This is a genomic window from Lutimaribacter degradans (assembly GCF_023703375.1).
In the GTDB taxonomy this organism is placed as follows: Bacteria; Pseudomonadota; Alphaproteobacteria; order Rhodobacterales; family Rhodobacteraceae; genus Lutimaribacter; species Lutimaribacter degradans.
Genome location: NZ_JAMQGO010000019.1, coordinates 23,284 through 34,079, shown reverse-complemented (window position 1 = coordinate 34,079; position 10,796 = coordinate 23,284). Strand labels below are relative to the sequence as shown.

Below are 10,796 nucleotides of genomic sequence, written 5' to 3'. Positions count from 1 at the left end.
TGCACATGGAAAGACGAATGCCCGGCGGTGTAACAGCTTGCCCGCGAAACGCCACCCGAAAGGGCCGGCACGCCGCCTTGTCAGGCCCCCCACCGCCGTTTAGGGAGAAGGCCGGCAAGGCGATCCCGGGGGGCGGTGCATGACCAGGAAATACTTTGGAACCGATGGCATTCGCGGCCGCGCCAATACCGGCGTGATGACCGCGGGCTTCATGGTCAACCTGGCCTCGGCGGTGGGCACCTATTTCAATGCCAATGCCGAAACCCGGCGCGTGGTGATCGGCAAGGATACCCGCCGCTCGTGCTACATGCTGGAAAACGCGCTGACCGCGGGCTTTACCGCCACCGGCATGGATGTCTTTGCGCTGGGGCCGCTGCCCACGCCGGCGGTCGGGCTGCTGACCCATTCGATGCGGGCCGACCTGGGCGTGATGATCTCGGCCAGCCACAACCCGTTCCACGACAACGGCATCAAGTTCTTCGGCCCCGAGGGATACAAGCTGTCGGACCATATCGAACGGGAAATCGAGGTGCTGCTGGATAGCGGGGCCTTCAACATCGACCCCGATTATATCGGCCGTGTGGCCCGGCTGAACGACTCGGTTGCGCGCTACGTGGAATATGCCAAGACCACGGTGCCCGGGCGGATTCGCCTCAACGGGCTCAAGGTGGTGCTCGATTGTGCCAACGGCGCCGCCTACAAGGCCGCGCCAGAAGTGCTGTGGGAGCTGGGCGCCGAGGTGATCACGCTGGGCGTGTCGCCCAACGGATACAACATCAACCGCGATTGTGGCTCGACCCAGCCGCAGGCCGCCGCCCGGATGGTGCGCGAAACCGGCGCCGATGTCGCCATCTGCCTGGATGGCGATGCCGACCGGATCATCATGCTGGACGAAACCGGCGCGATCATCGACGGCGACCAGATCATGGCGCTTCTGGCCACCCGCTGGGCGCAGGCCGGGCGGCTGCGGAAGAACACGCTGGTGGCCACGGCCATGTCCAACCTGGGGCTGGAAACCTACCTTGCCGGGCAGGGCATCACCCTCAAGCGCACCGATATCGGCGACCGCTACGTGGTTCAGGAAATGCGCGATCACGGCTATAATCTGGGCGGTGAGCAATCGGGCCATATCGTGATGACCGATCATGCCACCACCGGCGACGGGCTGGTGGCGGGGCTGCAGGTGCTGGCCATGCTGAAGGAAAGCGGCGACAAGGCCAGCCGGCTGACCCGGGTGTTCGAGCCGGTTCCGCAGATCCTGGAAAACGTGCGTTACACGCCGGGGCAGGCGCCGCTGGACAGCGCGGCCGTGCAGGCCGCCATCGCCGATGGCCGGGCCCGCCTGGGCGACAGCGGCCGGCTGCTGATCCGCAAGTCGGGCACCGAATCGCTGATCCGGGTGATGGGCGAGGCGCATGACGAAACCCTCCTGCGCGAGATCGTCACGCGCATCTGCGACGTGATCAGGGACGCCTGAGCGCACCCGCCCCGGCAGGCGGCCCGGTTTTCGGGCCGGGCCCGTGCAGGGGCGCCGCGATGGCCCGCGCAGGGACACCGCGATATTGTCATTGGCACACCCTCGTGACACAAGGTTCCCGTTGTGACTGAAGGGATTTGATCGATGAGAATTCTCATGGTGGGGGCCGGGCTTTCCGGCGCGGTGATCGGGCGCAAACTGGCCGAGGCCGGGCATGACATCACCGTGGTGGACGCGCGCGCCCACGTGGCGGGCAACTGCCATACCGAGCGCGATTCCGCGACCGGCGTCATGGTGCATGTCTACGGGCCGCATATCTTTCATACCGACGACGAAGAGGTGTGGAACTACGTCACCGGCTTCGAGACGTTCAAAGCCTACAAGAACCGGGTCAAGACCACCTCGAAGGGGCAGGTCTTCTCGCTGCCGATCAACCTGCACACGATCAACCAGTTCTATGGCAAGACGATGCGGCCCGACGAGGCGCGCGACTTCATCTCCGAGGTTGCCGACACCTCGATCGAGGATCCGCAGACCTTCGAGGAACAGGCGCTGCGCTTTGTCGGCCCCGATCTCTACGAGGCGTTCTTCAAGGGATACACGATGAAGCAATGGGGCATGCACCCTTCCGAGTTGCCCGCCTCGATCCTCAAGCGCCTGCCGGTGCGCTTCAATTACGATGACAACTATTTCTTTCACAAGTTCCAGGGCATGCCGGAAAACGGCTATACCGCCATGGTCGAGCGGATCCTCGACCACCCGCGCATCTCGGTGCACCTGAACACCGCCTTCGAGCGCGCCGAGAAGGACCAGTGGGACCACGTCTTCTATTCCGGCCCGCTGGATGGCTGGTTCGATTACGCGTTGGGGCGGCTTGGCTACCGGACGCTTGATTTCGAGCGTTTCACCTACGAGGGCGATTACCAGGGCTGCGCGGTGATGAATTACGGCGAGGAAGATGTGCCCTATACCCGCATCACCGAGCACAAGCATTTCAGCCCCTGGGAAAGCCATGACGGCTCGGTGCTTTACCGCGAATTCTCGCGCGCCTGCACGGCCGATGACATTCCCTATTACCCGATCCGCCAGGTGCGGGAGAAGGCGCTGCTGGCCGATTACGTGGCGCGGGCCGAGAAAGAGACCGGCGTGACCTTCGTCGGCCGCCTGGGCACCTATCGCTATCTCGACATGGATGTGACCATCCGCGAGGCGCTGGACACCGCCGATGCCTTCCTTGCGCAGGGGCAGGACACCCCGGCCTTCGTGAAGGCACCGCTCTAGGGGGAGCGGCCCCGCCGTGGCAAACCTGCGCCTGCCGGCCAAAGGCAACGTTCGGCACCAGACGAGTTGAGAGAATATGTATGCCTCGGGAATTGCTTCTTCATATTGGCTGCCACAAGACAGGCACAACGACCATCCAGCACACCCTTAAGGCAAACGGGGCGGCGCTGGAGGCCCAGGGCCACTGCTTTGTCGCCCCCGAGGGGCAGGCCACGCTGCACCAGGCCATTGGCCCGGTCGCGTGGGGAAAGGTCGCCCGGCAGGGCTTTCATGTTCGCAATGCCGCGCTGTTGCGCCGCCTGTTCGCCGAGGCGCCACAGGATCGGGTGATCGCCTCTTCGGAAAACTTCTCGTTCTTTTTCCGGCCCCAGCATATCCGTCAACTGGCGGCGCTGGTGCATGATTACTTCGACCGGGTCCGCATCATCGTCTACCTGCGGCGCCAGGATTCGCACGCGGTGTCACACCACCAGGAAGGCGCCAAGAACAATCGCCATGCCGAAGCCGAGATTTTCGGCAGCGGCACGACGTCGCTTCCCTGGAACGGGCCGGGGCTGGACCAGTACCTCGATTACAACACCCGGATCGGGTACTGGCTGGATACCTTCGGAGAGGACAACGTGATCGTGCGGGTCTGGGACCGCGAAACCCTTCTGCAGGGCGATGCCTGGCATGATTTCGCGGTGACCGCCGGGCTGGACCCCGCCGGGTTGGACGTGAGCAAGAATCTCAATGTCTCCTACGGAATGACCAAGACAAAGCTTGGCCATCTCATGAACGCCCAGGATGTGCCGCCCGACCTGCGGGGCCTTATCATGCGGGCGCTACCCGACGATGCGCCGCAAATGCCCGCCCGTATCGAGGCGCAGCGCTTCTATGACCGCTACCGCGCCGGCAATGTCGCGCTGAACGCCCGGCTGGGGGGGCGTGATGGCAGTGACCTGTTTTCCGACGATTTCTCGTCCTACCCGGAAGACCCGTGCGAAACCTGGACCGAACAGAGCGCCAACCAGGCGATCAGCCTGCTGCTTGGCGCGATGAACGATTGGCATGCCGATGTCGGCGTCCCGCAGCTGCGCGCGGCCGCGAGGCTGGCAAAACAGGCGGACAAGACGGAACTGGCGCTGCGCCTGATCTGCGCGGCTGAAAGGCTGCGCCCGCATGGCACGCTTATCGCCAGGCTCAAGGCAGAGCTCGACGGGCAGGCTTGACCGCGACAGCCGGAATGGCGGCCTGTGCGATCATCCCCGCGCGCCCCGTGACATCGGCCTTCGGGGCCGGGGGCCAGGCCGCATCGCCCGCGTGCCCGGGGAAACGGGCGATATTCAGGTGTCGGCCGGGGCAGCAATAGCGGTGGCGGCACGATCCTGTGCCGGGACATTCAGCCTGTCTTTCCAGAAATCCCGCGTTGTCAGCTGCTCGTAGCCCTCGCGCCAGCGATCCCGGATCGCATCGTAGTCGCGCCACAGCTGGCGCAACAACTTGAGATAGCTCCAGGCCGCGCCCCAGGCGCGCCGCTTGTCGTGCTGGACGGTATAGGCTTTCCTGCCATCGGCCGACACATAGGTGATCCGGGCCGCGCCCCAGATCGGCCGCCGCGCGCCCCGCGCCTCGGCCGGCAGGGTGATATGGTTGCCGAACCGTGAAAAGAACGGCAGCAGGTGGCCGTTGAGCGTGATTTTCATCAACGCCCGGTCCAAGCGTCGATCCGGGTCGAAACGGCGCCGTTCGGCCGGCGGCTCGCCCTCCAGCGGGCGCCAGACCTCAAGCTCCATCAGCTCTTTGATCTCGGCGCGGCGCCGGCTCATATCCGCGTTCTCGCGAAAGAACCCGGGCCCCGCGATCGCGTCACGCAGCGACAGCGTCACCGCCGACAGGGTTTCGTAATGGCACGACAGGAACGACCGGACGAAAAACCATGCCGCGATCTTGATCACCCCCTTGCGCCCGACCTCGAGTTGGGGCGGAACCAGGTGGTTGGCCAGATGGCTGCGCAGGTCGAGATACAGCGTCTGCGGCGATTCCTTGGACGAGAAATCCTCGTCCTGGAAACAGATCACGCCGGGCAGGGGCACGGTGCGAAACCCGTTCATCAACGAGAAACTTATGTCATCGCCGCGCACGAAAAAGGGAAAGGGCATGTGCCGGACCCGGTTCACCGGAAAGGCGAAATACCACCAGCCACCGTAGTAATCGGCCGGCTTGTCGGCGGTGCTGGCGAATTCCATGTCCGTCACGTCCTGCCTTTCGCGCAGGTCGAGCCCCTTGAACTGGGGGTGGCACAAGTAGTGGAACCTGGCCCCGTTTTCCCACATCTGCCAGCGATGCTGGGCGTTGGCCAGCGCACCGCAGACCGCCACGTTCTCGTCCAGCGCATGGGCCAGGAACATGCAGCTACGCTCGATCGCCTGCATGTGCACGGCCGCATCGTCATCCATGAACAGGCAATGGCTTGCCCCGCGCGCCTGCGCGGCCAGCAACCCGCGGGCAAACCCGCCCGAGCCACCCAGGTTTTCATTGGCGATCGGCGTGACATGTGCCGAGGGGGCGATCTCGGCGCTTTGGCCATTATCGACCACCACCAGGTGCAGGTGATCCTTCAGCGCCGAGCGGGACATGAACGCCTCGAACCGCGCGACGGTGTTCTGCACCGCCGCTTCGCGCCTGAACGTGGTGATCGACAGCATGATCTGCGGGCTGCGGCGCGGGGCCTGCTCGGTGCGCCACTGCGCGGCGCGCAAGGCGCCCGGGCCAAGCGCCTTGAGCTGGAAGAACACGACACCGCGATTTTCGAACCCCCCGGGCTGCCGCAGCGCAAAGGATTGCGGCTGGCCGGCCTCAAGCCTGATCACGTCGTTGATCATCCGCGTTCGGGAGTGCTGGGGGTAGGCATGGAACACCACGAGCTCGAACGTGCCTTCGCCCTCGAGCTCCAGCGACAGGTCCTCGAGCCCGCAATACTTGTGCCATTTCCCGACATTGAACAGGTTCATAGCGGTGCCGAAATCGGCGAGCCCGCCGGATACAAAGCGGATTTCCCGGTTCGGCATCGACAGGGCCGCGCCCTGGTCGAGCCGGACGTAAAGATCCCGTTCGGTATTCAGGCCTGGCTCGGGCCAGATCAACGACTGCAACGGGGCATCCTTGAGAGCCATCGGGTATCAGCCTTTCTTGGGTGCGGAGTTACGGGCAGTATGGGGAAGGCCATGGTCGGCCCTGGTTTCCCGGATGAGCGGCGCCACGCATGACATGGGCGGTTCCGAACTGGCTAAAGCGCGGCCTGGATATTTCGCGCCAACATACTCTGAATGAAAGTGGGGCCGTTGTCAGCGGGACTCACGTGAATGGCGGGCGCGGTGATCATCTTGTCCCTTTCTGTAACGGGCTGCCAGTAATCAGGACACGATTTCCGTCTCTAAACTTTGCAGAAAAGCCCTGGTTTCCAAGTTTTGTATCTCGTTTTCATGCCGGCGCAACCTCGCCAGAGCGTGCCGGAATACCTCTGCCTCCGGCACCAACTGCGTGTTGCGCGCCTCCTCCAGGTCCGGGAAGAAGGGAGCCTTGCCTGAAGCGTCCTCCAAAAAGGCGTGGATTGGCGTAAAACGCTCGACCAGCTCGGCCCGGTTTCCGGCTCCAAACAACTCGATTTCGGAGGATTTCGGCAGACCCATTAGCGGCGTCAGTTTGCGCAGCAATTGCCGCAATTCCTCGGCCTGTGGCTTGGGCAGCACATGATTGCCGCGCCGAACGATCTCGTAGATTCCGCGATGTAGAGATTCATTCGTTCGTTTTTCTGCGGCCATTCGCCTTGGGAAGCGCAATCCTGATTGCGCGATGAAATCTGCCACTGAGCCGCCAGATTCCTGCACATGGGCATAATTCCGGAGAATGAACCGGGCGTCGGGCAGGCCCTTCAGCCAGCCCTCCAGCATCAGTTGGTAATCGAAATGAATGTTTGTGAAATAGTCCCGCATCCCCTCCTCACGCAACGGTGCCAGCTTGTGGCCAAACTTCAGGCGCTGTCCGTGCCAAGAAGACAGGTATTCGTCGATCCTCCGAAGTGTGGCGATTACCGTGACCTCTGACTCGGGGGGGAAAATCTCTTTCAGGCGCTGGATCAAGGCGGGATCGGCTGGGGCAAAATTGGCAAACACCTCGGCGGCAAGGATCACCGCCTTGGGCTGCAGAAACGTGATCTGCTGGCGAATGGCATGGATCATTTGGGGCAGGGCTGGCAAACCTTTATGAAAAGGAGGCACCTTGCCTTTCTTGCGCTCGGCCAGCATCCGGAAAGCCAGGGCGTTATGCGGTTCGCGAGAATTGATAGGCAATACCGCTTCCGGGGTGTGGCGCCCTACAGCCATAGCCAGCATCGATGCCATGGCTTCGAAATCGACGGCAGGGTAAAGAATCCCTGCCTCGGCCAGGGTCACGCTATTGCGGGCCAGGAAATCCTGCAAAGATGTCGAGCCGACCTTGTGATGCCCGATGAAAAGAATGACTTTCATACGTTCGATAAATCTCTTGTTTCCTGGCCCGCATCACGCCGATCATGTGGAATAATATGCGGTTCAAACACATTCCTGACGCAGCATATATTCTGGCCCCATGGTCGCAAGATTGTTCAATTTGGCTTATAGATCAAGCGGCGTCGCCCTGTGAATTCAGCCGCGTGAGGTGTTAAGAATCCGTCCAGGCAAAGGGTGAACCATGAAACGGCTGAACGGCCCGGATCAGATGACGATGCCCCCGGTGCCATGCTGTCGGCGCGGCGGGGCCGATCACTCGCCGAAAACGTGTAATTTCGTGTTTCAAGTCGCCCGAAGCACGGTCTAGACTGGGGCGTGACGCATTTCCCGCCCGGCCGGCAAGAAAAGGAGGCCACAGCAATGGCGCTGACCGATGAAAGCCGGCCCATGATCACCCCCGTTCTGCTTTGCGGTGGCTCTGGCACGCGGCTCTGGCCGGTGTCGCGCAAATCCTACCCCAAGCAATTCTCGCAACTGGTGGGCCCGCTGAGCCTGTTCCAGGCCTCGGCCGAGCGGTTGTCGGGGCCGGGCTTTGGCGCGCCGGTGATCCTGACGGGCGATCCGTTCCGCTTCATCGTCACCGAGCAGCTGGCCCGGATCGAACAGGCGCCCCGCGCGATCCTGATCGAACCCGACGGGCGCAACACCGCGCCCGCGATCCTGGCTGCCGCGCTATGGCTTGCGCGGGACGATCCCGGAGCGTTGATGCTGGTGGCGCCCTCCGATCATGTCATCCCCGACCCCGGGGCCTTTCGCGCCGCCATCGAGGGGGGCGCTTCGCAGGCCGCCGCCGGCAGGATTGTCACCTTCGGGATCATCCCGACCCGGCCCGATACCGGCTATGGCTATCTTGAGCTGGAGCCCGGCGCCCGTATCGATGCCGACACCCCCCAGCCGCTGGCGGGGTTCGTCGAGAAACCGGATGCGGCCCATGCCGCCCGGATGCTGCAGGACGGGCGCTTCCTGTGGAACGCGGGGATCTTCCTGTTGCGGGCCGATACCGCCATCGACGCCTTTCGCACCCATGCCCCGGCCTTGCATGAAGCGGTTGCCGCGTCGGTGGCGGCGGCCCGTTCGGACCTGGGGTTCACCCGGCTCGACCCCGGGGCCTGGGACGCAGTCGAAGATATCTCGATCGACTATGCCATCATGGAAAAGGCCCGCGACCTGGTGGTGATGCCATACCCCCATGGCTGGGACGACCTGGGCAGCTGGGACGCGGTCTGGAACGCGGGCGGCCCGGATGACCTGGGCAATGTCTGCTCGGACCGGACCCATGCCATCGATTGCCACGGCACGCTGCTGCGCTCGGAGGCCGAGGGCACGGAGCTGGTGGGGATCGGCCTGCAGGACATCATCGCCGTGGCGATGCCCGACGCGGTGCTGGTGGCCCACAAATCCCAGGCCCAGCGGGTCAAGGAGGCGGTCACCGCGATGACCGCCCGCGGCATCGACCAGGCCAATGCCTTTCCGCGCGCGCACCGGCCCTGGGGCTGGTTCGAACACCTGGCGACGGGCGAGCGGTTCCAGGTCAAGCGCATCGTTGTCAATCCCGGGGCCGCGCTCAGCCTGCAGGCACACCATCACCGGGCCGAACACTGGATCGTGGTCGCGGGCACCGCCGAGGTCACCGTCGGGGACAAGATGCAGCTGATCAGCGAAAACCAGTCGATCTATGTTCCGCTGGGTGTCGTGCATCGCCTGCGCAACCCCGGCAAGCTGCCCATGGTGTTGATCGAGGTGCAGACCGGCGCCTACCTGGGCGAGGATGACATCATCCGCTACGAAGATCTCTATGCCCGCGACTGACGCCCGACCGGGCGGGGCGCTCTGGCCTTGGGACGGGCAAGCGTGTATCCGGTCCCCGGGACAAGACAGGACATTTTCCATGAGCGACACCCCGGCCGATCCGACCCATGACCCCGCCACGGCCCGCGCCGCCGGGCTGCGGGTGCTGCAACTCGAAGCCGAGGCGCTGAGCCAGATGGCCGCGGCCCTGCCGCAGGGTTTCGAGGCGGCGGTCGCGTTGATCCTCGGGGCATCGGGCCGGGTGATCGTGTCGGGGATCGGGAAATCGGGCCATATCGGGCGCAAGATCGCGGCAACGCTTGCCTCGACCGGCACGCCCGCGGATTTCCTGCATGCCGCCGAGGCCAGCCATGGCGATCTTGGCATGGTGACGCGCGACGATGTCTGCATCCTGATCTCGAACTCGGGCGAAACCGCCGAACTGGGCGACTTGCTGCAATATACGCGCCGTTTCTCGGTGCCGCTCATCGCGATCTCGTCGCGGCCCGGCAGCACCCTGATGCGCGCCGCCGATTGCCCGCTGGCCCTGCCTGACCTGCCCGAGGCCTGCGCCATCGGCCTGGCACCCACCACCTCGACCACGCTGACGCTTGCGCTTGGCGACGCGCTGGCCGTGGCGGTGATGGAGGCGCGCGGGTTCAGCGCCGAAGATTTCCAGACCTTCCACCCCGGCGGCAAGCTGGGCGCGCAGCTCATGCGCGTCGAAGAGCTGATGCATGGCGAAGACGCGCTGCCGCTGTGCGGTCCCGACATGGGCATGACCGATGTTCTGCTGACCATGACCTCGAAACGGTTCGGCATCGCCGCGATGGTCGAGGAGGGGCGGCTGACCGGCGTGATCTCGGACGGGGACCTGAGGCGCAATATCGACGGGCTGATGGAACTGCGCGCCGCCGACATCGCCACCCGCGACCCGGTGACGGTCACCCCCGACACGCTGGCCGGGCAGGCACTGGCGCTGTTGAACGAACGCAAGGTGTCGGTGCTGATGGTTGTCGACGGCGCCGGGGCGCCGGTGGGGGTGCTGCATATCCACGACCTGCTGCGCGCCGGGGTCGCCTGAGATCGCCGGCCCCGCACCCCGGAATATACGAGTTATTTTACATAACAATGATTATGCGAAAATCATCACACCCCCTTGCCACGCCCCGGAGCGTGATTGGACCCGGGCTGCCCTTTCCAATAAGTTAAGAAATTATGGGAGGATTCGGGTGCCATGTCGCAGATACACCGCCCTGACGGGCCTCGGCGGCGTCTGCTTGGGGCGTTTTTGCTGGCGGTGGCGCTGATGACAGGCGTTTCCGCCCCGCAGGCGCGCTCTCCCGATCGCGCGGTGATCCGGCTGAGCTGCCCGGAAAACGCGCAACCGCGCGATCCGCTGTGCCGGGCGATGATCCAGGCCCTGGCGGAAACCGCCGCCGGCCCGACCGTGATCCGCACCGTGGCACGCGGCGACGAGGCCCCCACCCGCCCCGGCGATATCGGCATGGCCCTGCATGTTACAAAGCATGGCGATGGCGTGCTGTCCGGCCACCTGGTCTGGCAAAAGGGCCCGGACGGCGCCCGCCAGACCGGCCAGGCTCATCGCATGACCCTGCGCGATACCAGCTTTTCACCCGAGATCTGTGAACAGTTTACCCGTGAGCTTCTCAAGGCTACACCAGACCTGCATGCCACGCTGACGGCCCCCTGAACTTGCA

The 10,796-nt window shown here is 64.3% G+C and carries 8 protein-coding genes; 6 read left to right on the top strand and 2 right to left on the bottom strand.

Annotated features, from left to right (window positions below; genetic code table 11):
* The first annotated feature begins 139 nt into the window (after window positions 1-139).
* The 3 genes from glmM to M8744_RS17115 all read left to right on the top strand — a co-directional run bounded on the left by glmM (window position 140) and on the right by M8744_RS17115 (window position 3,969).
* Window positions 140-1,477: a phosphoglucosamine mutase gene (glmM, locus tag M8744_RS17125; protein WP_251419971.1), complete on the top strand. Its 1,338-nt coding sequence runs from the start codon at window positions 140-142 to the stop codon at window positions 1,475-1,477.
* 144 nt (window positions 1,478-1,621) lie between these two features.
* The gene (gene glf, locus M8744_RS17120) at window positions 1,622-2,758 is read left to right on the top strand and encodes a UDP-galactopyranose mutase (protein ID WP_251419970.1); all 1,137 of its coding nucleotides are present in this window, start codon (window positions 1,622-1,624) and stop codon (window positions 2,756-2,758) included.
* Between the two features lie 92 nt (window positions 2,759-2,850).
* Window positions 2,851-3,969, top strand: a complete 1,119-nt coding sequence (locus M8744_RS17115) for a hypothetical protein (RefSeq protein ID WP_251419969.1) — start codon at window positions 2,851-2,853, stop codon at window positions 3,967-3,969.
* Between the two features lie 114 nt (window positions 3,970-4,083).
* Here the strand turns inward: M8744_RS17115 and M8744_RS17110 are convergent, their stop codons facing one another.
* Together M8744_RS17110 and M8744_RS17105 are read right to left on the bottom strand one after the other, a co-directional pair.
* Window positions 4,084-5,913, bottom strand: coding sequence for a glycosyltransferase (locus tag M8744_RS17110; RefSeq protein ID WP_251419968.1), 1,830 nt, complete (start codon window positions 5,911-5,913; stop codon window positions 4,084-4,086).
* Window positions 5,914-6,153: 240 nt separating this feature from the next.
* Complete coding sequence (locus tag M8744_RS17105) at window positions 6,154-7,266, bottom strand: hypothetical protein (protein WP_251419967.1); 1,113 nt, start codon at window positions 7,264-7,266, stop codon at window positions 6,154-6,156.
* 408 nt (window positions 7,267-7,674) lie between these two features.
* Between M8744_RS17105 and M8744_RS17100 the strand changes: the two genes are divergently transcribed.
* The 3 genes from M8744_RS17100 to M8744_RS17090 all read left to right on the top strand — a co-directional run bounded on the left by M8744_RS17100 (window position 7,675) and on the right by M8744_RS17090 (window position 10,789).
* Window positions 7,675-9,096 (top strand): mannose-1-phosphate guanylyltransferase/mannose-6-phosphate isomerase, encoded by a 1,422-nt coding sequence (locus M8744_RS17100; protein ID WP_251419973.1) that lies wholly within the window; start codon window positions 7,675-7,677, stop codon window positions 9,094-9,096.
* A gap of 79 nt (window positions 9,097-9,175) precedes the next feature.
* Window positions 9,176-10,159 (top strand): KpsF/GutQ family sugar-phosphate isomerase, encoded by a 984-nt coding sequence (locus tag M8744_RS17095; RefSeq protein ID WP_251419966.1) that lies wholly within the window; start codon window positions 9,176-9,178, stop codon window positions 10,157-10,159.
* A gap of 153 nt (window positions 10,160-10,312) precedes the next feature.
* Complete coding sequence (locus tag M8744_RS17090; protein ID WP_251419965.1) at window positions 10,313-10,789, top strand: hypothetical protein; 477 nt, start codon at window positions 10,313-10,315, stop codon at window positions 10,787-10,789.
* Window positions 10,790-10,796 lie beyond the last annotated feature (7 nt).